The 26,507-nt window shown below is 64.4% G+C and carries 13 protein-coding genes; 5 read left to right on the forward strand and 8 right to left on the reverse strand.

The window, feature by feature from the left end:
* Positions 1–148: 148 nt before the first annotated feature.
* The 3 genes from IC762_RS24370 to IC762_RS24380 form a co-directional block, all read right to left on the reverse strand.
* On the reverse strand, positions 149–2,155 hold the full coding sequence (locus IC762_RS24370) for a S9 family peptidase (RefSeq protein ID WP_195784749.1): 2,007 nt from the start codon (positions 2,153–2,155) through the stop codon (positions 149–151).
* An 81-nt stretch (positions 2,156–2,236) separates the two neighbouring features.
* Positions 2,237–3,649 carry an MFS transporter gene (locus tag IC762_RS24375; protein WP_195784750.1) on the reverse strand — a complete coding sequence of 471 codons (1,413 nt, stop codon included), beginning with the start codon at positions 3,647–3,649 and terminating at the stop codon, positions 2,237–2,239.
* 171 nt (positions 3,650–3,820) lie between these two features.
* Positions 3,821–4,327 (reverse strand): ferritin-like domain-containing protein, encoded by a 507-nt coding sequence (locus IC762_RS24380; RefSeq protein ID WP_195784751.1) that lies wholly within the window; start codon positions 4,325–4,327, stop codon positions 3,821–3,823.
* 407 nt (positions 4,328–4,734) lie between these two features.
* Here IC762_RS24380 and IC762_RS24385 point away from each other — a divergent pair, with 407 nt between their 5' ends.
* On the forward strand, positions 4,735–5,811 hold the full coding sequence (locus tag IC762_RS24385; RefSeq protein WP_195784752.1) for a lysylphosphatidylglycerol synthase transmembrane domain-containing protein: 1,077 nt from the start codon (positions 4,735–4,737) through the stop codon (positions 5,809–5,811).
* A gap of 75 nt (positions 5,812–5,886) precedes the next feature.
* A complete protein-coding gene (locus IC762_RS24390) occupies positions 5,887–7,857 on the forward strand; it encodes a hypothetical protein (RefSeq protein WP_195784753.1) in 1,971 nt (656 codons plus the stop codon).
* Positions 7,858–7,874: 17 nt separating this feature from the next.
* Here the strand turns inward: IC762_RS24390 and IC762_RS24395 are convergent, their stop codons facing one another.
* Positions 7,875–8,441, reverse strand: a complete 567-nt coding sequence (locus IC762_RS24395) for a DUF2147 domain-containing protein (protein ID WP_195784754.1) — start codon at positions 8,439–8,441, stop codon at positions 7,875–7,877.
* A 126-nt stretch (positions 8,442–8,567) separates the two neighbouring features.
* Complete coding sequence (locus tag IC762_RS24400; protein WP_195784755.1) at positions 8,568–9,596, reverse strand: NAD(P)/FAD-dependent oxidoreductase; 1,029 nt, start codon at positions 9,594–9,596, stop codon at positions 8,568–8,570.
* 134 nt (positions 9,597–9,730) lie between these two features.
* Between IC762_RS24400 and IC762_RS24405 the strand changes: the two genes are divergently transcribed.
* Positions 9,731–10,222, forward strand: coding sequence for an acyl-CoA thioesterase (locus IC762_RS24405; protein ID WP_433995849.1), 492 nt, complete (start codon positions 9,731–9,733; stop codon positions 10,220–10,222).
* 6 nt (positions 10,223–10,228) lie between these two features.
* On the opposite strand, the gene IC762_RS24410 is transcribed toward IC762_RS24405, so the two are convergent.
* On the reverse strand, positions 10,229–10,549 hold the full coding sequence (locus IC762_RS24410; RefSeq protein WP_195784757.1) for a 2Fe-2S iron-sulfur cluster-binding protein: 321 nt from the start codon (positions 10,547–10,549) through the stop codon (positions 10,229–10,231).
* A 144-nt stretch (positions 10,550–10,693) separates the two neighbouring features.
* Complete coding sequence (locus IC762_RS24415; RefSeq protein WP_195784758.1) at positions 10,694–11,074, reverse strand: Hpt domain-containing protein; 381 nt, start codon at positions 11,072–11,074, stop codon at positions 10,694–10,696.
* Between the two features lie 379 nt (positions 11,075–11,453).
* Here IC762_RS24415 and IC762_RS24420 point away from each other — a divergent pair, with 379 nt between their 5' ends.
* Complete coding sequence (locus tag IC762_RS24420) at positions 11,454–17,573, forward strand: negative regulator of septation ring formation (RefSeq protein ID WP_195784759.1); 6,120 nt, start codon at positions 11,454–11,456, stop codon at positions 17,571–17,573.
* 275 nt (positions 17,574–17,848) lie between these two features.
* Here IC762_RS24420 and IC762_RS24425 read toward each other — a convergent pair whose 3' ends face one another.
* A complete protein-coding gene (locus IC762_RS24425; RefSeq protein ID WP_195784760.1) occupies positions 17,849–18,421 on the reverse strand; it encodes a hypothetical protein in 573 nt (190 codons plus the stop codon).
* 601 nt (positions 18,422–19,022) lie between these two features.
* On the opposite strand from IC762_RS24425, the gene IC762_RS24430 reads away from it, so the two are divergent.
* Positions 19,023–26,444, forward strand: coding sequence for an FG-GAP-like repeat-containing protein (locus IC762_RS24430; protein WP_195784761.1), 7,422 nt, complete (start codon positions 19,023–19,025; stop codon positions 26,442–26,444).
* Positions 26,445–26,507 lie beyond the last annotated feature (63 nt).

The following is a 26,507-nucleotide window of genomic DNA, read 5'->3' on the forward strand; positions in this document are numbered from 1 at the left end:
ATAGGCCCCTGTTATGGACCTATAAAAACGACCCCATTCTTGTACGAACGGTTACCGGCCACGGCCCGGTTCCACGCATGGTGAAAAAGCCTTGAATGGAAAGCGAGGCCGCCGAAAAAAGCGACGGCCTTCCAAGCCGCCACGCACTTTATCCACGCAACCCCGGCACCAATTCGCCGCCGGTCTCGATCTTCAGCGACGAGCCGGCGAAGTCATTTCCGATCGGCTGACAGCGGCCACCAAGGTGCTTGGCGAGGAAGGCTTCGGTCACGCCGTAGCAGGCAAGCCGGTTCTCCGGACGCACGAAGCCGTGCCCTTCATCGGGGAACGTGATGTAGGTCACAGGCACGCCGCGCTGCTTCAGCGCGTTGACCATCTGCTCGGACTCGGCGGCCACCACCCGGACGTCGCGCATGCCCTGCGCGATCAGGATCGGCTTGGTGGCGCGCGCGATATGGGTCAGCGGCGAGCGATCGACCAGGAAGGCGCGGCCGGCCTCGGTGTCGGGATCGCCGAGCCGGTTCTTCCAGACGCTGATCCACGGTCCCCAATAGGGCGGGATCGTCGCCACGAAGGTGACGAGGTTGGAGATGCCGAACAGGTCGACGATGCAGGCGAACACGTCCGGCGTCCTGGTTGCCGCCATCAGCGCCGAATAGCCGCCATAGCTGCCGCCGAAGAAGCCGACGCGTTTGGGATCGGCGATGCCCTGCGCGACCGCCCAATCGACCGCGTCGATCAGATCGTCGTGCATCTTGCCACCCCATTCATGGTCGGCAGCGGTGATGAAGGCTTTGCCGAACCCAGTCGAGCCGCGATAATTGACGCTGAGCACCGCATAGCCGCGGCTGGCGAGCCATTGGTGGACCGGGTTGAAGCCCCAGCTGTCACGGTAGTAAGGGCCGCCATGGATCACGAGCACCAGCGGCACGCGGCCGCCTTCGGCTTGCGCCGGCCTGGTCAGATAGCAGTTGAGATGCAGGCCATCGCGCGCGGCGATGACGACCGGCTCGAGCTTGCGTAAGCTGAGACCGTCGAGCGACTTGCGCTGGGTGAACAGCTTTTTCACCTCGCGCGTCTTGCGGTCGAGCAACGCGTACTCGCCGCTTGCATTGTCGCGCTCGAAATACACGCTGCCAAGCCTGAGGTCGTCGCTGTTGCTGACGAAGGTGATGTCGCCTGAACCATGACGGGTCAGATCGGCGAGATCCTGCGTCACCAACGGATCGACGGCATGCCAGCGCATGCGCGTGGGATTGGCCATCGCCGCAAGCGGCCGGCGGTGTTCGTTGAAGATGGCGAGCGCAATGTCGGCATCGTCGTCGGCGGCAAGCAGCGTCGTCTGGCGCGTCGCCATGTCGAGGGCGAACAACGCCGCCATGTCGCGGCCGCGTGAGTCGATCAGATAGAGCGTCTTGCCGTCCTCACTGAAGTCGAGCAGGTTGGTGGTATCGACCTCGGCGATCGGCACCGTCATGAACGGAGCCCAGCTGCCGTCCGGACGACGTTCGAAGACCTCGGCCGAGCCATCGGCGATCAGACGCGATGCCAGCCGCAGCTTGAACGTGCTGTCGGTGATCAGGCCGGTATAGTCGTGGTTCTCATAGACAAGATCGCTGCTGCCGGTCACGATGTTGACCCGGTACATGTCGAAATAGCGCTTGTCGCGCTGGTTGTGCCGCAGCAGCATCTCCTCGGGAAACTTGCGATCGGATTCCTGCAGGAACGACTTGACGTCGGACTCCGGTGTCAGCGCAACGACCGCGCCGCTCGCAATATCGACGCTGGCCGCGCGGAAATTCTCATCGCCGGCGCGATCGCGAAAGAACACCACGTGACGGTTGGTGTGGCCCCAGCGATGCTCATTCGAGATATTGCGGTCGGTGACGCGGGTGATCGGCCGCGCCGCCTTGAGATCGGCAAGCGGCGCGACCCAGAGGTTGTTCACGCCGTCGACCGGCGCGATGTAGGACAATTGGGTGCCGTCCGGGCTCAGCCGGACATTGATGTAATCGGGGTTGTCGAAGAACACCCGCCTAGCGACCAGATCGGGCGTTTGCGCGCGCGCTGCGCCGATCAAGCCCGGAAATTGCAGCGAGACGCCGAGCGCGGCGGAACGGCCCAGGAAGCGGCGACGATCGATTCGCACGTGCATCTGATTGGCCCCCATCGGCGGAGCTGCCGACGGGGGCAAAGGTTAGATGCAGCTCGATCCGCCTGCAATCTCCGGCATCGATCATTGCCGCGCTTGTGATGGCATGCCGAGCCAGATCGCAGCACCGGCGGCAAGCAGCACGGCAGCCGAGATGACGAGCGAGACGTGCAGGCCGGCGATGAAGGCCGAGGAGCTGCCGACCAGCGAGCCGAACAGTGCGACACCGAGCACACTGCCGGTCTGCCGCGTCGCGTTGAGCACGCCGGCGGCGATCCCGGCGCGCTGCGGCTCGACGCTGCCGAGCAGCGTCGACGTCAGCGGCGGCACCAAGAGGCCGAGGCCCGCGCTCATCGCGATCAGTTGCAGGCAGATCGCGAGATAGCTGGTGTCGCGATCGACGAACAGCGCCGCCAGGCATCCGGCTGCCGTGATCGCGGTGCCGATCGCAATGGTGGCGGGCGGACCGATCCGTTCGGCGACGCGCGGCGCGATCAAATTGACCGGCAGCACGGCGCCCATCATCGGGACGAAAGCAAGACCGGTCTGGAACGCCGACAGTCCGTTGACCTGCTGGAAGTAGAGGCTGAACACGAAGATCAGGCCGTAGAATGCGATATTGACGAGCAGGCCGACCAACGAGCTCAAGGCAAAGCTGCGCTGCCGGAACAGCGACAGCGGCAGCATCGGCTGCGGCGCGCGGGCCTCGCGCCAGACGAACAGCACCGCAAAGCTCGCCGCGAGCGCGAAGCCTGCGAGAACGAACGGACTGCGCCAGCCGAGCGCGCCGCCTTCGATCAGCGCGCCGGCGAGCGTGCCGAGCGCGGCGATCGCCGCCAACTGGCCCGGCAGGTCGATCTCGCGGCTCCGATGTCGCGAGGTCTCGCCGGCGAAGCGCCAGGCGAGCCACAGGCCAGCGAGACCGATCGGCAGATTGACCAGGAAGATGGCGCGCCAGCCGACCAGCGTGATCAGTCCGCCGCCGACGAACGGGCCGGCGGTCAGCGCGAGGCTGGCGCCCGCCGCCCAGACGCCGACGGCGCGTCCCCGCGCCTTCTCGTCGGCATAGGCATGACGCAGCAGCGCCAGCGAGTTCGGCACCAGGATGGCGGCTCCGAGCCCCTGCACGCAGCGCGCCACGATCAACGTCACCGGATCGGGCGCGATGGCGCAGGCCAGCGACGCGGCGGTGAAAAGCACGAACCCGGTCATGAAGACGCGCTTGGCGCCGATGCGGTCCCCGAGCGCGCCGGCGGTCAGAATGAAGGCGGCAAACGTGATGGTGTAGGCGTTGACCACCCATTGCAATCCGGCGACGCCGCCGCCGAGCGACGTGCCGATGGCATTGAGCGCGGTGTTGACGATGGTGACGTCGAGCTGCACGACGCCGTAGCCGAGGCTCATCGCGGCAAGCGTCAGTGTGCCGGCAAGCCCGGCGGGCTCGGGGCGCAACGCCACCGGCCGGCCGGAGAGCGTGTTCTGAAATGTCTGATGCATCGGTTCACTCCGTTGCTTCCTGGGAAACCAATGCGAGAGATAGGCCTCCGTTGCGATCTGACACTTCGCTATGGATCGAACTGTGATATCGGCCTATCGCGCTCCCGATCGACAGCAGGACGCCGCGCGCGAGGCGGTCGCGCGCGGCGTTTTGTCTCATAGACCTAGTGACTAGCCCGCGGCGCGCAGATTGACCTGGCCTTCCGCCAGCGAGGTCAGCTTCTGGTCGGTCTTGCGCTCCTCGTCGAGCGTCTTTTGCAGCACCGAGGCGCAATCGTTGCGGCCGAGCTGGCGCGCCCATGCGATCAGGCTGCCGTAGCGGGTGATCTCATAGTGCTCGGCGGCCTGGGCCGCGTTGATCAATGCGGCATCCAGCACATTCTTGTCGGCGACCTCTCCGGCCACCTCGTCGGCTTCCTCGATGATGCCGTCGATCGCAGGGCAGTTGACCGCCTTGATCTCGGCATTGTGCATCTTGAAGACCTGCTCGAGGCGCTCGACATGAATCTTGGTCTCGTCGAGATGCGTCAGAAAACCCTGTTTGAGCTGCTTGTCGGTGGCTTTGTCGGCCATCTTCGGCAACGCCTTCACGAGTTGTTTCTCGGCGTAATAGATGTCCTGCAGCTGGTGCACGAACAGGTCGTTCATGGTTTTGATGTCTTTGGTAAACAGTCCCATCGCGGGTCCTTTCCGTCATGGGAACAAGGCCGGCACGCGCTTCCTCACCCCTACGCGCGGTTGAAAAATCCGGGCTCAAGTCCGATTGTCGATGCCGGGCTAACAGGCGCCTGCGGCCGGCGTTCCTGTGAAACCGGTGAAATCCGGGAAAAACAAATTAGGAACGCACCGAGCTGCGACGAATGGACGATTTGGGAATGGCTGGGCTGCGACTCGCGATGGGCAAGGCCTCACCATATGTAGGCTGTATGACAACGACGTTCGACGGGGGCTCAAGGTTGGCTTGTCAAGGGCTGCACAAGGCGCGCGTTTTGCCTTATGGGTCATCGCGCACGGTGCGTTTGCCCGTCGCCCGTCATCGTCCGTGACCGGGTCTCATTGATATCGCCGTCCCTCCGGGAGGATGAATGCATCGGCTGCTGACCGCGCTCGGGCGTGGCTTCAAGGGAAAGATCGGCTGGAAACGGCTCGGGATCGCTGCGAGTGTGCTGATCATCGTGTTCGCGGTCACGTCGCTGGTCCGGACGCTGAAGGGCGTCGATACCGGCATCATCCTGAGCGCGCTGACCGACATCGCCCCGCACCGGATCGCGATGGCCGCGCTCTGCGTGGTCGGGGCGTTCTGCACGCTGACCTTCTACGATTTCTTCGCGCTGCGCACGATCGGCAAGAACCACGTGCCTTACCGCATTGCAGCGATGTCGAGCTTCACCAGCTACACGATCGGCCACAATATCGGCGCCACGGTCTTCACCGGTGGCGCCATCCGCTTCCGGATCTATTCCGACTACGGCCTGACGGCGATCGATGTCGCAAAAATCTGCTTTCTGTCCGGGCTGACATTCTGGCTCGGCAATTTGTTCGTGCTCGGCATCGGCATGGCCTGGCACCCGGCCGCGGCGTCGGCGATGGACCTGCTGCCGCCGGCGATGAACCGCCTGATCGCGATCGGCTGCCTGGCCGGCATCGGCGCCTATTTCGTCTGGCTCTCGACCGGCGAGAAGCGCCGTGAGCTTGGCCAGAACGGCTGGAAGGTGGTGCTGCCCTCGGCCCGGCTGACGCTGCTGCAGATCCTGATCGGCGTGGTCGACCTCGGCTTCTGCGCGCTCGCGATGTATCTGCTGATGCCGACCGAGCCGCATATCGATTTCATCTCGCTGGCTGTCGTGTTCATCCTGGCCACCCTGCTCGGCTTCGCCAGCCATGCGCCCGGCTCGATCGGCGTGTTCGACGCGGCGATGCTGGTGGCGCTGCCGGAGTTCAGCAAGGAGCAGCTGCTGGCGACCCTGGTGGTGTTCCGCATCCTGTATTTCCTGATCCCGTTCGGGATTTCGATCTCGATCATGGGCATGCGCGAGCTCTGGCTCAACGTGGTCCAGCCCTGGCAGGAACGAAAGCGACTTAGCTCCGCCTGCACGGCATCGGCGACCGTGCGGCAACCGATCGAGAGCCGGCAGCAACGGATCAGGCAGCTGAAACGGTAACAGCGACGTTATCAAGCCGCCTCCGCGAGAGCCGCCCTCTCTTATTTTCGCCTTACCGCTGACGTCAAACGCGCCATGCTTGGTTTTTTGGCCCGATCATCGTTTCGTTTGACAGTTTGCGGGGCGCTGCTCGCCGGCGCGTTGGTCGCCGTATGGAGGACGGCCGCGCAGGCGCAGGACGCCAATGCGCTGCAGATCTCCTGGGAGGTCCGCAACCGCTTCCGCCTGTTCCGCGAGGAACGCGACTTCAAGCTCCATGTCGAAAGCGGCCTCGGGCGCAGCGTGCTGGCGTCCGAGCAGGCGCTGGAATTGCAGAGCGACGGCCGCGGCTGGGCCCGCAACGTGGTCAACCGGCTCTGCATCGACATGCTGGGCCGGGTCAGCGAGCCCTGCACCCGCGACAACGTCAAGGAAAGCTACCTGACGCCGATCGACCACCCGATCGTGGTCCGCCTCACCGGCGCGGTGCCGGTCGGCGCCACCTGCGCGTGGTCGTTCGACGACGGCGACGGGCCGCAAACCTCGACCTTCGATTGCGCCGAGCCGGTCAATCTGCGCGTCCGCTACGGACGCACGACGGTCGCGACCGTCGACGTTTCGAGCGCGGAAGCCAACCAGCGCGTCACCACCGAGATCGCGGTGCGCGATTTCCTCGTGGCAGGTCTCGGCGACAGCATCGCCTCCGGCGAGGGCAATCCGGATCGTGCGGTCGGGCTCTCGGACGAGGGATTCTGCTTCCGCTCCTATCTCGGCGGCGCGCAATATTACCGGCCGAGCCGTGCCGGCTACAAGGGCGGCCGCGCCTGCGAGGCGCCGGACACGTTGGCGAACTGGCAGCGCTACGGCGCGCTGTGGTTCAATGCAGCCTGCCACCGTTCACTCTACAGCTACCAGACCCGAACGGCGCTGGCGCTCGCCGTGCAATATCCGCATATCGCGGTGACCTATCTGCCGCTGGCCTGCACCGGTGCCACCATCGCCGACGGCCTGTTCGGCTCGCAGCAGGCGCGGGAGTGCCCGCCGGCGAAGTCGGGCGGCACCTGCTCCGGCACGGTCAACGGCCAGCTCGCCGAGCTGCGCACCGCGCTCGCGGCAGCCAAGCGCCGCCAGCCGGACCGCGCGCTCGACCTCGTGCTGCTGTCGATCGGCGCCAACGACATCTACTTCTCGGGTCTTGTCGCCAACGTCATCGTCGATACGCCGACCGAGCGTACGCTGTTCAAAGGCAGTTCGATGGCCAGCGTCGACGACGCCCGCTCGGCGCTGGCGCGCGATCTGCCGTCCGGCTTCGCCAAATTGCGCGATGCGCTGAAGCCGCTGGTCGGCGGCGACCTCTCGCATGTGATCTACACGGCCTATGCCAATCCGGCCTTGAGCAATGGCGGCGCGCCCTGCCCCGGCGGCCGCGCCGGCTTCGATATCCATCCCTCGTTCAACGCCGATCCGCAGCGGCTCGCCTCGGTCTCGAACTTCGTGCAGAACGAATTCCTGCCGCAGCTCAAGGCGCTCGCGCAGTGCCAGTCCGGCATCATCTGCCGCGATCCGCGCGCCGACCGCATGACCTTCGTCGATGCGCATCAGGATGCGTTTGCCAGCCACGGCTTCTGCGCGCGCGCCGCGACCGATCCGGAGTTCGACCGCGACTGCTTCGCCGCCAATGGCGACAGCTTCGTCTCCGACATCGTCAGCGCGGCCAACCAGCCGCTCAAATGCGGCCGCAGCGCCGGCGAGTATCGCGCCTATCTGCCGCGCGCCCGCTGGATCCGCGATGCCAATGACAGCTATTTCGCGGCGATGACTTATCCGCAGGGCCTGCCGGCCTCGATGCAGCCGACCGACATCCATGATGCGACCTGGGGAATTCTCTCGGCGGTCTATGGCGGCGCGGTGCATCCGAGCGCCGAAGGCCACGCGGCGATGGCGGATGCCGCGGTGCCCGCAGCCGCCAGCGTGCTGCAGCTCGACACCGGCGTCGGAGAGGTGATTTCGCAGCCGGTCGCGCCGCTGCCGACCGCGCCACCGCAGGCCGTGCCGGAGCAGCGCTAGCTCTTTTATTTATTTATTTAGTGCTTCTTCACAGGCGCCATCGGCGCCGCCGGCTTCACAGCCGCGGCCTGCGCCGGCAGGTATTTGGCGATGATCCCGGGATCGAGCTGCGCGATCGTGCTGTCCGGCAGCCGGGTCCAGACCTCGTCCTTGCCGAACAGCGAGATGCCGAGATAGCCGCGCATCGTCAGCGTCTGCCCGTCCGCACTCAACGTCATCTTGGCCTTGTAGATCTTGCCGTCGCGCGGATCGAGCACGTTGCCGTTCTCGTATTTCAGGCCGTCGCGCTTCATGTCGCGAATGAAGGACAATCCGAGCCACGGCGCGTTCTTGCGATCATCGGTGCATTTCGAGCAGATCGGGTTCGGCGGATCGCCGGGATCGGAAAAGATCTTGGCGAGCACGCCTTCGAAGATGCCGTTGTGGTCGACCACCAGAAACCAGCCTTCCGGCTTGCCGTCCTCGGTCTTCTGCCACAGGCCGGCGGCCGACACATCGGCTGCCGAGGCTGCAAGCGGAGCCGCGAGCACGAAGGCCGCGGCGATCGCGAAGATCAGCCGAAATCTGGAGAGCGTGTTTCGCATCATCGTCACCTGATCAATCGACAAATGGAATGGCGCGACTCTACGGCCATTTCACGACGTATGAAAGTACCTGCGCCACGGCGGCAACACGCCATGGCGCATGGCTTTGTCGCAATTTGGACGAAATCAGTTCACGCCGAGCTTCTTCTGCAGACTCGATGACGAGGTCGTGTACTGGAACACCAGTCGTTTGTCTGGATAGACATATCGGTGCGCCTTCTGCGCCATCAGCGCACCCTCGTGGAAGCCTGATAGAATCAGCTTCAGCTTGCCCGGATAGGTGTTGATGTCGCCGATCGCGAAGATGCCGGGAATGTTGGTCTCGAACGCGGCAGTGTCGACCGGCACCAGATTGTTCTCCAGCGCGACGCCCCAATTCGCGACCGGACCAAGCTTCATGGTGAGCCCGAAGAACGGCAAGATCGTATCGCAATCGACCTTCGACATCGCATTGTCGTTGCCCTTGACGTGGGCGCCGGACACCTGGCCGCTGTCGCCTTCGAGCGCGGTGACCTGGCCGATCTTCAAATCCATCTTGCCGCTGCCGACCAGCGCGCGCATCTGCTCGACGCTGTGCGGCGCCGCGCGGAAATCGTCGCGCCGGTGCAGGAGCGTGATGCGCTTGGCGATCGGATGCAGATTGAGCGTCCAGTCGAGCGCGGAATCGCCGCCGCCGACGATCAGGATGCTCTTGTCGCGGAATTGCTCCATCTTGCGCACGGCGTAGTGCACCGAGGTGCCCTCATAGGCCTCGATGCCGGGCACCGGCGGCCGCTTCGGCTGGAACGAGCCGCCGCCGGCGGAGATCACCACGACCTTGCATTCGAACACCTGCCCGGCGTCGGTCGTCACGCGAAAGCCGGGATCGCCGATCTTCTCGATCGTCTCCACCATCTCGTTGAGATGGAACGTCGGGTTGAACGGCTTGATCTGCTCCATCAGTTGCTCGGTGAGGCCCTGGCCGGTGACGAAGGGAATGCCGGGGATGTCGTAGATCGGCTTCTCCGGGTAGAGCTCCGCGCACTGGCCGCCGATCTTGTCGAGGATGTCGACCAGATGTGTCTTCATGTCGAGCAGGCCCAGTTCGAACACGGCGAACAGTCCGCAGGGGCCCGCGCCAATAATCAGCACATCGGTTTTGATCACTTCGCTCATATCCGCTTCTTTTCGTTTGAAATCGACTGCGACGGCTCGCGCCAGTCCAGCCAGGGGACGCCGGATCGGGACATGCATAATAGGGGCAGAGGGCGGCGCGGCAACCCCTTGCCGAGGCTGGACAAGTCGGCTGTATGGACGGCGAACCGACGGAGATCCCCCTCGTGAATGACGCTGCCCGCGCCGACGATACGCCGCGCCTCGAAGACTTCCCCTACCGCTTGTCCGACAACGTGCGCTTCGCCGATCTCGATCCGAACGGCCACGTCAACAACGCGGTCTATGCAACCTATTTCGAGACCGGCCGCGTCACGCTGGTGAAGGACATGAGCCACGGATTGATGCCGCCGGGGCTCGCCTGGATCATGGTGCGGCTCGACATCCATTTCCGCGCCGAGCTGCACTGGCCGGGACGGATCGAACTCGGGCTCGGCCTCGTCAGGTTCGGCCGGACCTCGACCGCATTCGACCAGGTGGTATTTTCCGAAGGACGTTGCGTGGCGTCGGCACGCTCGATCACCGTGATGATCGACGAAGCGACACGTCGGCCGACGCCGCTGCCGGCCGAGGTCAGGGAGAAGTTTCGACGCTGGGTCCGGCGCGGCGTCGATCCGGAGGCGGGTTGAGAAAGCTTAAGCCTGCCGCTCCGGCGTCGACACCACGAGGCCGTCGAGTTCGTCGGTCACCTTGATCTGGCAGGACAGCCGCGAATTCGGCCGCACGTCGAAGCCGAAGTCCAGCATGTCTTCTTCCATCGGCGAAGGCGCGCCGACCTTCTCCTTCCAGGCTTCATCGACATAGACATGGCAAGTTGCGCAGGCGCAGGCGCCGCCGCATTCGGCTTCAATGCCGGGAATCGCATTGCGGATCGCGCCTTCCATGACGGTCGCGCCGTTCTCGATCTCGATGATGCGTTCCTCGCCGGAATGGTCGATAAAGTGGATTTTGGCCATGATCGCTCGTATGCCGGAATAGCGCCGGACTATGGATGGATAAGGTCCCCGGCAGTCCTATAACGGGTCGGTCCGCACAGCGCTAGCGCCCGGGGGGCGAAATCCCGGGTCTGGCAGGCTCCCCTCCAGAGGCGCCCTGACGCGTCAGGCGCGGCGGAGAATCAGCTCGATGGCGGAGCGCGCTTCGGCAATCGCCGCGCCGAGCGCGGCGAGCGGCTGGGACGGGTCGGAACCGCCCGTCAACGCCGTTTCCAGTCGGGCGGCAGCATCCGCCACGCCAAAGGCCCCGATCGCACGGGACGATCCCTTCAGGGTGTGGGCGTGGGCAGCCGCGTCAGTCGGCAAGGCTGCCAACTCGCCGAGGATCCTGGCCGACTGGGTCGCGAACATCGCCAGCACCTCGCGCTCGAGGTCCGGGTCGCCCAGCGTCATGCGCTGGAGGTGGTCGAGATCGATCGGACCGTCGCCGGGCGCGAGCGGCGGCGATTGCGTCCATTCGACTCTTTCGAGATGCAGCGGCGGCATTGGCCTGTCCCCGTCGTCCCGCCGGGTGGGCCGCGGCGGATTTGTTCGCCCAGCCAATCACGAAACTGGTTAACGGATTGTTGCCGCGATCGTCTGCAAATTCGCCCGATTCCGGACAATTTCCCGTCACAATCGGCCTGATCTGGCAGGAATTTCGAGTACCCATAAGGCCTTATGGCGCGAAGCTGTTAACGATGATTAAGAAAGTATTAATCGGAAGCATTTCATTCGCTTCGCTCAGCCAATAGGATGTTTGAGGATGTAGCGGACAAGCCGCCGAGGGGGCGCTTGCGCTCCGCTGTGGGCACCGGCTTCGAACTTGCGGGGGGACAATCGCAAGCTCGCCGACGCGTAAATAGTGAGAGGGCTCAGACTGAACATGGCGAACACTCCCAAGAAGGTCAAAGATCCCACCGAAGTCGCGCTTTCTGCGATTCAGGAAGCCCTCAACATCAGCGAACAGGGCGCGGACAACCGCGGCGCCATCAACGAGAGCGCCACGCCGCCGAACCTGCCGCCGGCCACACCTGACTTCTCGGCCTCGTTCGAGACCCATCCCGCCGCGGACCGCCCGGTGTTCGAACCGATCGAGGAACCGCGCAGCCCGCGCCGCGCCGCCAACGACGATCGCGCCAATATCGGCCAGATGCTGCAGGACCTGCAGCGCGGCCGCCCTGCCCGCAACACGTTCACGCTGTTCGCCATCTGCTCCGGCGTCTGGCTGGTCGGCTGCTTCATCCTCACCGCCGCGTTCTGGTCCTCGGTGCACGCCGCAATGGCGGAAGGCTCCGGCGTGCTGGTGCTCGCCGGCCTCGCCGCGCTGTTCGTCGCGCCGATCCTGTTGTTCTACTTCGTCGCGACGCTCGCCACCTACGGCCAGGACATGCACAAGATCGCGCAATCGATGGCGCAGGTCGCGATGCGCTTCTCCGAGCCGGAACATGCCGCTGCCGAATCCATGGTGACGGTCGGCCAGGCGATCCGCCGCGAGGTCGCGGCGATGGGCGACGGCGTCGAGCGCGCGATCGCGCGCGCCGGCGAACTCGAAACCCTCGTCGCCAACGAGGTCGCGGCACTCGAACGCGCCTATTCCGACAACGAAGTGCGCATCCGCGCGCTGCTGCAGGACATCGCCCATCAGCGCGACAATTTGGTCGGCCAGGCCGAGCAGGTGCGCAGCGCGATCTCCGGCGTGCAGATCGACCTGCGCCACGACATCGCGCTGATCTCGGACGCCATCGCCTCGCGCGTCGACGAGGTCGCCAAGAGCATCACCGGTGCGCTGGAAGAGCGCGGCCAGCACATCACGACCGCGCTGAGCCATGCCGGCGACAACATGATCCTGGCGCTCGGCGAGCGCGGCGGCGACCTGCTCGACCGCCTCGAGGAAGCCAGCGCCGAGACCACGCGCGCCGTGATGGACGCCTCCGAGCGGCTGACCACCAGCCTTAATTTCAAGACCGGCCACGTCCACGACGAGTTCGTCGACCTCGCCGACCGCGTCCACGAGATGCTGAACGAGCGCATCGACCGCATCACCGGCGAGTTCGAGCAGCGTTCGTCGAGCATCGTCGAGGGGATTTCCGACCGCACCGAGCAGGTCCACGACTCCCTGAAGAACTCCGGAGACTCGCTGCTGCTGGAGCTCGAGCTGCGCAGCAACGACCTGATCGGCAAGATCGACGACGCCGGCAACCGCCTCGCCGGCCAGATCATGACCTCCGGCGACAAGGCGAGCGAAGCGCTCGACGTCACCGTCAACTCGCTGGTCGCCAAGGTGGTGAGCCAGACCGAGACCGCGCACGATTCGCTGTCGCTGCAGATGAGCGCGTTCGACGAGCTAGTGAAGAACCACGGCAGCGAGCTCGCCGAGAAATTCGCCCGCGACTCGGGCACGCTCGGCGCGTTGATCACCCGCCACATCTCCGAATTCGACCGCACGGTGAAGACCTTCGGCGGCGATATCGTCGAGCGCATGGGTCAGCGCACCCAGGACATCGCCGACAGCCTGAAGACCTACGTCGACACTTTCGATCACCGCGTCTCTTCGAACGGCGGCGAGATCACCGCCTCGCTCGACCAGCGCCTGCTGCAGTTCGAGACCACGCTCGGCAGCCGCGTCACCAACCTCGACGCCTCGCTGGACGACAAGCTCTCGAGCTTCGACAGTTCGCTCGGCAGCAAGATCGGCTCGCTCGACAGCACGCTCAACGGCCATCTCTCGACGCTCGACAATTCGCTCGCGACCCAGATCGGGTCGCTCGACGGCCGGCTGCAGTCGCTCGACGAGGTGATCGACGGCCGCATGAAGACGCTCGAAGTCACTTTCGAGGGCCGCGCGAAGTCGGTCACCGACACCATCGACGGCCACCTCGGCACGCTGGCTGCTCAGCTCACCGAGGGCGCCGCCCAGGCGATCCAGTCGATCGATTCCCGCCTCGGCCTGCTCACCACGACCCTCACCGAGGGCACCGTGCAGGCAATCGCCGCGGTCGACCATCGCATCAACAACGTCACCGAGACGATCAACGGCCACAGCGCGCGGCTCGCCGACACCATCAACGGCCACAGCGCGCACCTGACCGACACCATCACTGGCCACAGCACGCACCTGACCGACACGGTCTCGGCGCGCTTCATCGACATCCGTCAGGGCATCGAGACCCATGTCGGCGCTATCGCCAGCGACATCGACACCCGCGTCGCGCAGTTCGAGGACCTGCTCGGTTCGCGCGTCGAGGCGGTCGCCGGCCGCATCGAGAGCTCGGGCCGCCAGGCCAGCGAGGACCTGATGTCCCGCGCCGAGCTGCTGTCGTCCAGCATCAGGTCGCATGTCGAGGACGCCGAGCGCTCGCTCACCAACCTCGTGGTCAACACCAGCGAGACCATCCAGACCGGTGCGCGCACCGCGCAACAGGCGATGCTCAGCGTCTCGAGCGACGTCGGCGCCCAGCTCAAGCTGACCTCGGCCGAGGTCGAAGGCGTGCTGACCGCGGTCGGCACCAGCGCCGCCAACTCGATCCTCACCAGCGCCCGCGACGCGCAGGCCTCGCTGGTCACGGCCTCAGGCGACGTCACCACCCAGATCAAGTCGCTGTCGGAAGATGTCGAACGCACGCTGCAGGCGGCCGGCAGTGCCACCGCGGCCTCCGTGCTGTCCGGCGCCCGCGAAGCGCAGACCACGCTGGTCTCGGCTTCGGCCGATGCCGCAAGCCAGGTCAAGTCGCTGGCCGCCGACGTCGAGCGTTCGCTGTCGATGGTTGGCTCCGCCACGGCCGAAGCCATCATGACCGGCGCCCGCGAGGCCCAGACCACGCTGGTCGCGGCCTCGACCGAGGCCGCAAGCCAGGTCAAGTCGCTGGCCGCCGACGTCGAGCAGTCGCTTTCTATGGCTGGCTCCGCCACCGCGGAAGCCATCATGACCGGCGCCCGCGAGGCCCAGACCACCCTGATCTCGGTTTCGACCGACGTCACCAGCCAGGTGAAGTCGCTCACCAGCGATGTCGAGCGCTCGCTCTCGGTCGCCGGCACCGCCACCGCCGAGGCCGTCGTGGCTTCCGCCCGCGAGGCCCAGAGCACGCTTGCCGGCACGTCCACCGATGCCGCCAACCTCGTGCGCACGCTTGCCGCCGACATGCAGCACTCGCTGTCCACCGCCGGCACCGCCACTGCGGAAGCCATCGTCGCCGGTGCCCGCGAGGCCCAGACCACGCTGGTCGGCGCGTCCACCGAAGCCTCCAACCTTGTCCGGACGCTGTCGGCCGACATGGAGCGCTCGCTCTCGATGGCCGGCTCCGCGACCGCCGAGGCGATCACCTCAGGGGCGCGCGAGGCCCAGACCACGCTGGTCAACGCGTCCACCGAGGCCACGACCAAGGTGGCGGCGCTTGCTGCCGACATCCAGCGCGCGCTGTCGATGGCCGGCGCCGGCACCGCCGAAGTGCTGACGGCCGGCGCCCGCGAGGCGCAGACCACGCTGATCAGCGCATCGACCGAAGCCGCCAACCACGTCAAGTCGCTGGCGGCCGATGTCGAGCGCACCCTGACCTCGGTCGGCACCAGCACGGCGCAGACCATCCTCGGCAGCGCGCGCGAGGCCCAGAACTCGTTCGCGGCGACCTCCAGCGAAGCGGCAAGCCAGATCCGCGAGATCTCCGCCGAGATCGAGCGCACGCTGACCGCCGCGGGTGCGGAAACCGCACAAAACATCATCGGCAGCGCCCGCGAGGCCCAGGGTTCGTTCGTGGCAACCTCGAGCGAGGCGGCCAACCAGATCCGCGCGATCTCCGCCGACATCGAGCGCACACTGACGACTTCCAGCGCGGAGACCGCGCAGACCATCCTGGGCAGCGCCCGCGAGGCCCAGAGCTCGTTCGCGGCGACCTCCGCCGATGCCGCCAGCCAGATCCGCGCACTCTCGACCGACATCGAGCGCGCGCTCGGCGCCGTCACGGCCAAGACCACCGACAATATCCAGACTTCGGCGCAGAACGCCCAGGCTGCGCTGATCACGATGTCCAACGAGGTCTCGACCAAGGTCAAGACCACCTCGGCCGACATCGAGCGTTCGGTGCTGTCGGCGTCAAGCGCCTTCGGCTCGGCGATGACCGGCAAGACCGACGAGATCGTCACCTACGTGCAGCAGCAGGCCGAACGCCTGTCGCAGATGGTCGACAGCCGCCGCGGCTCGCTGGTCGAGGCACTCACCGCCAAGACCACGCAGCTTGCGACCGACATGGATCGCGCCACCGCGGACGCGCTGAAGGCGATCGAAACCCGCGGCCAGGCGTTCTCGCAGTCGATGTCGGCGCATGGCAGCGATGTCGCGCGCAACATCACCTCGGCCGGCGATCAGGCGACCGGCGCGGTGGCGAAGTCGCTCAAGGACCTCGAGCAGGCCTCGCGGGCGGCGATCGATCAGTCCCGGCAGGTCTCGATCTCGGCCGTCACCGAGATGCAGGAGACCAGCAAGATCCTGCGCACCGACACGGTCGCCCTGTTCGAGCGGCTGCGCGAGGGCAACATCCTGCTGCAGGAGGTCTTGACCGGCGCCCACGACAACCTCAACTCGCTGGAGCGCGCGCTGGTGACCCGCGTCGCCGACTTCGTGTCCGCCATGAACGACGTCACCTCGCGCAACGGCGTGGCGACCCAGACGCTGGAAGACCAGCTCACGGTGTTCAACAGCAAGACCGGCAAGGCGCTGGAGGATCTCGGCGAGCTCTCGGGCCAGTTCGAGACCCATGGCAAGGCGCTGATCGAGGCGGCTGCCGTGGTCGAGCAGGCTAATCGCTCGACGACGACTTCCGTCAGCGAGCGCAAGACGGCGCTGGAATCGCTGGTCACGACCATCGACCTGCGCACCACCGATCTCGACCAGCGGCTGTCGCGCTTCACCGGCCTGCTCGATGAATCGCTGGCCGCCGCCGAGGAGCGCGCCCGCGACATCGCGCGCGTGGTCGCGGAGACCGCAGGTGCCGGCTCGGCGGCGATCAGCCGTCAGTTCGAGGCGGTGCGGCTTGCGGCCGAGAACGAGCGGCAGCAGACCGTTGACGCCATGAACGACCTGTACCAGCAGAGCAACGCCGAGACCGATGCGATGTTCAAGGAATCGACGGAGAAGTTCTCCGCGATGGTCACGGCGATGAAGCAGATGGCATCCGAGATGCACAACGAGCTCGAGGCCACCCGCAACGAGCTGCGCCGCGGCGTGCTGGAAATGCCGCAGGAGGCCGCCGAGAACACCGCTCAGATGCGCAAGGTGATCGTCGACCAGATCGAGGCGCTGGCCGAACTCAACCGCATCGTCGCCCATCATGGCCGCGGGCTCGACGTGGTCTCCACCACCGCCAACCGCAGCACCGTCCGCCAGGAGGAGCCGATGATGGCTGTCGCCTCCGGCGGCCGCACCGAGGCGCGCGTCCGCGATACCGGAATGCGCGACACCGTCATGCGAGACAACGGCAACAGCGCCTCCACGCTGCCGCCGCCCGATCTCGGCATGCCGGCGCCGCGCCGCACCGAGGCGCCCCCTGTGGCGCCGGCAAGCTCCGACAATGGCCGCGGCGACGGCTGGCTGTCCGACCTGCTCAACCGCAGCGACGCGCCGCCGCCCCCGCCGAACCGCGAGCCGCAGCGCCCGCGTCCGCAGCAGGCCGCCGCCAATCCGCTGGAATCGCTGTCGCTCGACATCGCCCGGCTGATGGACCGCAACCTCGCCGCCGAGATGTGGGACCGCTACCAGCGCGGCGAGAACAAGGCGTTCAGCAAGCGCCTCTACACGCCGGCCGGCCAGAAGGCGTTCGACGAGGTGGCCCGCAAGTACCGCTCCGACCGCGGCTTCAAGCAGACGGTCGACCGCTACATCGCGGAGTTCGAGCGCCTGCTCGACGAAGTCGCCCGCGACGGCCGCGGCCAGCAGGAGCTGCAAAGCCACCTGACCTCGGAGACGGGACTGGTCTACACCCTGCTCGCGCATGCGGCCGGGCGGCTGGGATAACGGCAAGGTCGATTGCAGACGAGAAACGGAGGCAGCGATGCCTCCGTTTTGCCTTTGGCCGATGCATGAATCACTTCACCCGCAAGCGCCGTCGCAGGGGCGCGCTACCAAAACACCGAAAACAACCCCATGCAAAGGCGCCGGCGGCGGACGGCATTCGAGCAAGCCGGCAACTTGACACGTCGGGCAAATCAACGATATCATTCTAATATTCCGAAATCGCGCAGTGCAGCCCCCGCAAGCGGGAGAAGGCCTTGGCGGCCGACGTCTTGCTTTCACGGCTCCGATGCCCACGGTGGCATCTGCTGCCAACGTGTCCAGGCGGTCCGCAGCTGGCTCGGAAACACGAAACGCAGCAGCCACAGCCCCGGCAGCACGACCACAAACAGGGCGATGCCGGCGATCAGGCCAGCCTTCGCCAGAGCCGGATCGGCAGCCAGACGGGGCTGGAAGGCGTAGGCGACGAACAGAGCCTCGACCACGTAGAGCGGCGTCGACGACAGGCCGGGGTTGGGACGGTAACCCAACAGGTGCGGCAACGCGTGAGACACCAGCGTGTCGGACAATCGCGCGCCGATCAACATGCCGAGCGCAAACGTGCTGCACGCCGGCCCGAGCGCACCGAAGATGCCGACGACGCCGATCGCCGACATCGTCAATGTCAGCGCCACGGTGAAGATCAGAAAGCCCCACCGGTCAGGGATCTTGAGGCCAACGATGGCGCCGAAATTGCGCCAGAGCGGCGCGCCCTCGCCCTTCCACTCCTGTAAGGAATGGTAGCAGGTGATCGCAATGTCGAGCACCAGGATCAGGACAAGAAACGGCATCGAGATGCGCGCAACATCCATGTGATGCATCCCCCAAAAGTTCGGCCGTCGGACGTCGCATCAGGATTTTGGCGAGCGAGCGTTTGCGGGTGCAAAGCGCCCGAGACGGCAGCCCAGCCTATATCAGGATCGTGGCACGCGGAAGTTGCATTATGCGCGAGCGCCGCCCGCGCCACAGTTGCTGCCGCCGAAGATCACTCCGGCTCGCCCATGCAGCGGCCCGGCTGGGTGAGTTTGATAGGTGAAACGGCCAATAGAAAACGGACGCCGAGCTGCCTCCGTTTTCATTTGATGCATGAGATCGAAGGCTTCCACCCAACCGCTGGATGCAACTCAAAAACACCAAACGCTTTCGTTGCGCAGGGAACAAAAGAGCGAGGGTTGGAACCGGTTTAGCTTCCATTTACCACCGATATTTGCTGTGCTAGGCAAGATGACATGACACGCGGATGACAGTGGGCAGCCGCGCGAAAATGTTGATTTGACGCCTGTGCCGTCCCCTTTTTCGGGATGCAGTTTTTCATTTGCGCGCGCCTTGGAGCGATCACGCTCGATCTTGGTGCGCAGACCGATTTTCGAGATGGCGGTTCCATACCGCCAGCAGTGCATTTGAAAGTATCAGATGACCGATTTGAATTATTGGCGCGGCGAATTTCTTGCAAACACCACCACAAACGGAGATCAGCGCTTCGCCACCGTTGCGGAGCTTTCCGATGGCGGGTTCGTCGTCTCCTGGACCGACTACGGGGCCAACGCCGGTGATACCGATCACACCGCCATTCGGATGCAAATCTACGATCCGAACGGCAGCAAATATGGCTCGGAAATTCTCGTCAACACGGCAACGGCAGGCGACCAGCTCGACTCGCGGATCGTTCAGCTGAACAACGGCAACTTCGTCGTCGTCTGGGGAGATGGAAGCGACACCGGAGGCGACACCAGCGGAGCCTCGGTACGCGGACAGATCTTCACGGCAGCAGGCGCGAAGGTCGGCGGCGAATTTCTCGTCAATTACCCGACCTTCGGAGATCAATACGATCCCGATGTCGTCGCACGGCCGGACGGCGGATTTGCCGTCGTCTATCGCGACGACAATCTGGACTACAATGGAAGCACCTACGGCACGAGCCTCGTTGCCGCGTTTTTCGATGCCAACGGGGTATCGACGAACACAAGCGGCTACTATCCCCTCAATGCCTCCAGCGGAACGAACCTCGATGCACATCAGGATGCGGTCGTCACGTCGCTGACCAACGGCAACACGGTGATCGCATATACCGAGTCGAACCCGTCGCTTAGTGACGGCAGCGGCTCCGCGATCAAAGCGGTCATTCTCGACGGCACCAAGAACTATCTGCAGACCACAGACGTCTACTTCACCGTCAACACGACGACCGCAGGGATCCAGAAGACGCCGGCGATCACCAGTCTGACGGGCGGCGGTTTCGTCGTCACCTGGGTCGACGGCAGCGACACCGGCGGAGATACCGATTCATGGGCGATCCGCGGGCAAGTTTATGCCGCAGACGGCACCAAAGTCGGCGGCGAATTTCTCGCCAACACGACGACTGCGGGCGCCCAGATCAACCCGACCGTGACATCCACGTTGGATGGCGGTTTTCTGGTCTCGTGGGAGGACCACAGCCAGGATGCCACGAACAGCGGCGACATCTTTGCGCAGCTGTTCGACGCCCATGGCGTCAAGGAGGGCATTGAATATCACCTGAATACCTTCACGGCCGGCGCGCAAGCCCTGCCCGACTCGGCGATGCTGGTCGACGGTCGCCTCGTCGTGGTGTGGGAAGACAGCAGTGGCGCCGGCGATCCGGGCAGCTATGGCATCCATCTGACGATGCTGGACCCGCGCGACGGCGTCCAGACCGGTCCCGCGAAGATCAGCGCATTCGACGCCGGCACGACAGGCATCGACTTCATGGGGTCGATCACGTCAGTGCTGCAAAGCGCGACGTCATTCCAGGGACTTCAATCCTCGGTTTTCGAAGTGACCAGCGGCAGCAACGCGCTGTTCTTCTTCGGATACGGCATCAACTACGACAACAATGGTGCTCCGACCAGCGGCACGGTCACCAATTTCGGATACTATGCCGGAACGACCGAGCTTTTCGTCGGCATGAACATGACGCTCAATGCCGTCGACGTTTACAACGCCGTCGCCGCGGCCGACGGCGGCAATACCGCACCGGTCACGGCGTTGCTCGATGGCTTTTCTTACAATCTCACCGGCGGCGCCGGCAACGACACGCTGGTCGGACACGGCGGCGACGACACATTCATCGGCGGCGCCGGAAATGACACCATCGTTGGCGGCGCCGGTAACGACACGGCCCAGTTCAGCGGAGCATGGCTCGACTACACGATCACCAAGAACGCCGACGGCAGCTACAAGCTCGTCGACCACCGCGCCGGCTCGCCCGACGGCACGGATACGGTCTCCGGCGTCGAGCAGTTCAAGTTCTCGAACCAAACCGTTGCGGCCGCGAACCTGCTGAATGCCGCACCGACCGACATCACACTCAGCAGTTCGGTGGTGGTCGACCATGCTCCTGCGGGAACGATCGTCGCCAATTTGAGCGCGACCGACCCGAATGCGATGGATGCGTTCACCTATTCGATCGTATCGGACCCTGCCGGCTATTTCGTGATCTCCGGCAACGAGCTTGCGGTCAGGAGCGGCGCAACCGTCAGCATTTCAGCCGGCACCGTGAACGTCGGCATTCGCGTCACCGATGCTGCCGGCGCGACCTACACCGAGACGGACACGATCCAGGTCGTTCCCGCGATTCCGACGTCAGGCAGCGAGTTTCGTATCAACACGACGACGTCGAATTTTCAGGGCTCCGCCTTGACCACGACGTTGAGCAACGGCCAGATCGTCGTGATCTGGGAAGACTATAGCCGAACCGGAGGCGACACCAGCGGCGGCGCCGTCCGCGGGCAGGTCTTGAACTCCGATGGAACGAAGTCGGGCGCAGAATTCCTGGTCAATACCGTCACCGCCAACGATCAATACCCGCTCGGCGTGGCGGCACTCCCCGGCGGCAAATTCGCGGCCATTTTCACCAACGCAATTTCCGCCAATGAACAGGATATTCGCGGGCAGATCTTCAATGCCGACGGCACGAAATCCGGCAGCGAATTCATCGTCGACAGCCTGCCCGGCGGATATGTCTATGGCGGCCAGGTCTATGCGCTGAGCAACGGCACGTTTTTGGTTTCGTCCGAGCACGCCGCGTCGCCATTCACGATGAACGGTCAGGTCTTCAACGCGGACGGGACGAAATCGGGATCGCCAATTCCGCTGACGCCGTCAAGCAGCTACACCACGTTTACGTCGGCGCCGACGGCGAACGGTCTGCTGCAGTTGTGGACGCATCAAGGCGCCGAATCGCAAACCCAGGCCCACGTCTACGACTACCTGATCCAGGGACGCTATCTCGACAATTCAGGCGTGCCAACCGGGGCGACCTTCCAGTTTCATGTGAACACGGGCGGCATCGTCAATCCAAGCGTCACGCAGCTCACAAACGGACAGGTTGTCGTTACATGGGATGACTACAATTATTCGCCGGCCGCGGGCAGCTCGAACGACACGATCAAGGCGCAGATCATCAATGCCGACGGCACCCTTGCAGGTCCGGAATTGAACGTCAGCACGGCCAACGTCGTCTTTCAGTCGTCTCCCGTCGTCACCGCGCTGTCCAATCAGGAATTCGTCGTCTCCTGGCTGGTTCCGAATGAATACAAGATTCATTCCCAACTGTTCGGCAATGACGGCACCAAGATCGGCTATGAGTCCTACCTTGGAATGATCACGGATTCCGGCGTGTCGTCGGCTGCCACGGCGGACGGGCGCTATCTCGTCACGTTTACCGAGCGCAATGCCGGGCTGGGCGACACCGACCAGGGCGCCGTCCACGGGCAATTCTACGACATCCGGACCGCACCGATTACCGTCCAGGGCACCGCCGCGGACGATCACATCGTCGGGACGCCGTTTGCCGACACGATCGGCGGCGGAGCCGGGAGTGACACACTGACCGGCGGCGCAGGTGCCGATACATTCGTGTTCGCGAGCGGCTACGGCGCGGACACAATCCTCGACTTCAAGCACGCCGAGGGCGATAAGATCGATGTTTCCGGTGTCGCCGGCATCTATTCGCTCGCAGATATCACCGCGCATGCCACCCAAAGCGGCGCGAACACCATCATCGACTTCGGCAATGGCGACACACTGACGCTGAACGGCGTGACGAAGACGAATCTCGTTGCGTCGGACTTCGTCTTCGCGGGTCCGCCCAATCAGGCGCCGAGCGCCGTTTCGCTGAGCAACACGACACCCACGATCGCCGAAAATACGTCGACCGCGACCCACATCAAGGTTGCCGACATCACCATCACCGATGACGGCGTCGGAACGAACGTGCTCGGCCTCACAGGTCAGGACGCCGGTTATTTCGAGATCGTCGGAAACGCGCTTTATATCAAGGCCGGAACCGTTCTCGATTACGAGACCAAGGCGAGCTATTCGGTTGCCGTCACCGTCGACGATGCTTCGGTCGGCGCCACCCCCGATGCGACCAGCTCCATCTATACGTTGCAACTGACGGACGTGAACGAGAAGCCGACGGCGGTGACGCTGTCGAACGCGACGCCTGCCCTGGCCGAGAACACCTCGACAGCGACGCACATCAAGGTTGCCGATATCGCTGTCACAGACGACGCGCTTGGAACCAACGTGCTCGGACTCACCGGCGCCGACGCGAACTATTTCGAGATCGTCGGAAACGCGCTGTACCTCAAGGCCGGCACCGTTCTCGACTACGAGACCAAGGCGAGCTACGCCGTTGCGGTCACCGTCGACGATGTCTCGGTTGGCACCACGCCGGATGCTACCAGCTCGATCTATACGCTGAACGTCACCGACGTGAATGAGAAGCCCACCGCGGTCACGCTGTCGAATGTGACGCCCTCGATCGCCGAAAACACGTCAACGGCCACGCATATCAAGGTTGCCGATATCGCTGTCACAGACGACGCGCTTGGAACCAACGTGCTCGGCCTCACCGGCAGCGACGCGAACTATTTCGAGATCGTCGGCAACGCACTTTATATCAAGGCCGGCACCGTTCTCGACTACGAGACCAAGGCGAGCTACGCCGTCGCGGTCACCGTCGACGATGCCTCGGTCGGCACCACGCCGGACGCCACCAGCTCGATCTATACGCTGAGCGTCACTGACGTGAACGAGAAGCCCACCGCGGTGACGCTGTCGAATGCGACGCCGTCGCTGGCCGAAAACGCGTCAACGGCCACGCATATCAAGGTCGCCGACATCTCGGTCACCGATGACGCGTTGGGGACCAACGTGCTCGGCCTCACCGGCAGCGACGCGAGTTATTTCGAGATCGTCGGCAACGCGCTTTATATCAAGGCCGGCACCGTTCTCGACTACGAGACCAAGGCGAGCTACGCCGTCGCAGTCACCGTCGATGATCCTTCCGTGGGCACCACGCCCGACGCCACCAGCTCCACCTACACACTGCAAGTCACGGACGTTAACGAAAAGCCGACGGCGGTGACGCTGTCGAATACGACGCCGTCGCTGGCCGAAAACACGTCAACCGCTACGCATATCAAGGTCGCCGACATCTCCGTTACCGACGACGCGTTGGGCACCAACGTGCTCGGACTCACCGGCAGCGACGCGAGTTATTTCGAGATCGTCGGTAATGCGCTCTATATCAAGGCCGGAACCGTTCTCGATTACGAGACCAAGGCGAGCTATTCGGTTGCCGTCACCGTCGACGATGCTTCGGTCGGCGCCACCCCCGATGCGACCAGCTCCATCTATACGTTGCAACTGACGGACGTGAACGAAAAGCCGACAGCGGTGACGCTGTCGAACGCGACGCCTGCCCTGGCCGAGAACACCTCGACAGCGACGCACATCAAGGTTGCCGATATCGCCGTCACAGACGACGCGCTCGGAACCAACGTGCTCGGACTCACCGGCGCCGACGCGAACTATTTCGAGATCGTCGGCAACGCGCTGTACCTCAAGGCCGGAACCGTTCTCGACTACGAGACCAAGGCGAGCTACGCCGTTGCGGTCACTGTCGACGATGTCTCGGTCGGCACCACGCCGGACGCCACAAGCTCGATCTATACGCTGAGCGTCACTGACGTGAACGAGAAGCCCACCGCGGTCACGCTGTCGAATGCGACGCCGTCGATCGCCGAAAACTCGTCAACCGCCACGCATATCAAGGTCGCCGACATCTCGGTCACCGATGACGCGTTGGGAACCAACGTGCTCGGCCTCACCGGCGGCGACGCGAGCTATTTCGAGATCGTCGGCAACGCGCTCTATATCAAGGCCGGAACCGTTCTCGATTACGAGACCAAGGCGAGCTACGCCGTCGCAGTCACCGTCGATGATCCTTCCGTGGGCACCACGCCCGACGCCACCAGCTCCACCTACACGCTGCAAGTCACGGACGTTAACGAAAAGCCGACGGCGGTGACGCTGTCGAATACGACGCCGTCGCTGGCCGAAAACACGTCAACCGCTACGCATATCAAGGTCGCCGACATCTCCGTTACCGACGACGCGTTGGGCACTGACGTCCTGGGACTCACCGGCAGCGACGCGAGTTATTTCGAGATCGTCGGGAACGCGCTTTATATCAAGGCTGGAACGGTTCTCGACTTCGAGACCAAGGCCAGTTATGCGGTTGCCGTCACGGTCGACGATGTCTCGGTGGGCACCACGCCCGATGCCACCAGTTCGGTCTACACGTTGCATCTGACCGATGTGAACGAGAAGCCGACCGCGGTGACGCTGTCGAACACGACGCCTTCGCTCGTCGACAGCACCTCGACCGCCACTCACATCAAGGTAGCCGACATCGCCGTCACCGATGACGCGCTTGGGACCAACGTGCTCGGTCTCACCGGGGCCGACGCCAGTTATTTCGAGATCGTCGGAACGGCGCTCTATCTCAAAGCCGGCACGACCTTGAATGCGGCGACGAAGGACAGCTACGCGGTCGCGGTGACCGTGGACGATGCTTCGGTCGGCACCACGCCTGACGCGACCAGCTCGGTTTTCACGCTGCATGTCACGCATCCACGCGTGTCGATCAACGATTTCAATGCGGACGGCCATAGCGATCTGGTCTGGCACAGCGACGACGGCGCCGCTTCCATCTGGAACAGCGGCCAGATCGCCAGCGCGCATCTGATCGCGGCAGCCGGTGTGGTGCCCGCGAGTTGGAATATCGTCGGCAAGGGCGACTTCGACGGCAACGGACACAGCGATCTGCTCTGGCAGAACAGCAACGGCGCCGTTTCGATCTGGGGCAATGGCGACATCAGCAACGCCCATGTCATTGCGCAGGCGGGCGCGGTGCCGTCGAGCTGGCACATCGCCGGCGTCGCGGATTTCGACGGGAATCTCAAGGACGACATCCTGTGGTGGAACGACAATGGCGCCGTGTCGATCTGGAACAATGGGGACATCAACCAGGCGCATGTCGTTGCACCGGCGGGAGCCGTTCCCGCCGGCTGGCACGTCGCCGGCACGGGTGACTTCGATGCCGACGGCAAAGCCGATATCCTCTGGCGCAACGACAACGGCGCACTATCGATCTGGGATGGCGGCCAGATCGGAAGCGCCCACATCGTCGCGGCGGCAGGCGTAGTGCCGACGGACTGGCACGTGGTCGGTACCGGCGATTTCGATGGGAATGGCCACACCGACATTCTCTGGCAGAACGACAACGGTGCCGTTTCGATCTGGGATAACGGTACGATCGCCGGCGCTCATGTCATTGCCGCAGCCGGCACCGTCGCCACCAGTTGGCATGTCGCAGGCACCGGCGATTTCGACGGCAACGGCCACAGCGATATCGTTTGGCGCAACGATAACGGCATGGCATCGATCTGGGACAACGGAAACCTGGCCAACGCGCACATCATCGCGGCGGCGGGGGCTGTTCCTGCGGGGTGGCACATCGTCTAGGCGAGCCGCTTATCCACCAATTGCAGGTTGGCGCGTCCCTAACGAACTCTCGGTCGACGCGCC

It is taken from the genome of Bradyrhizobium genosp. L (assembly GCF_015624485.1).
Taxonomy (GTDB): Bacteria; Pseudomonadota; Alphaproteobacteria; order Rhizobiales; family Xanthobacteraceae; genus Bradyrhizobium.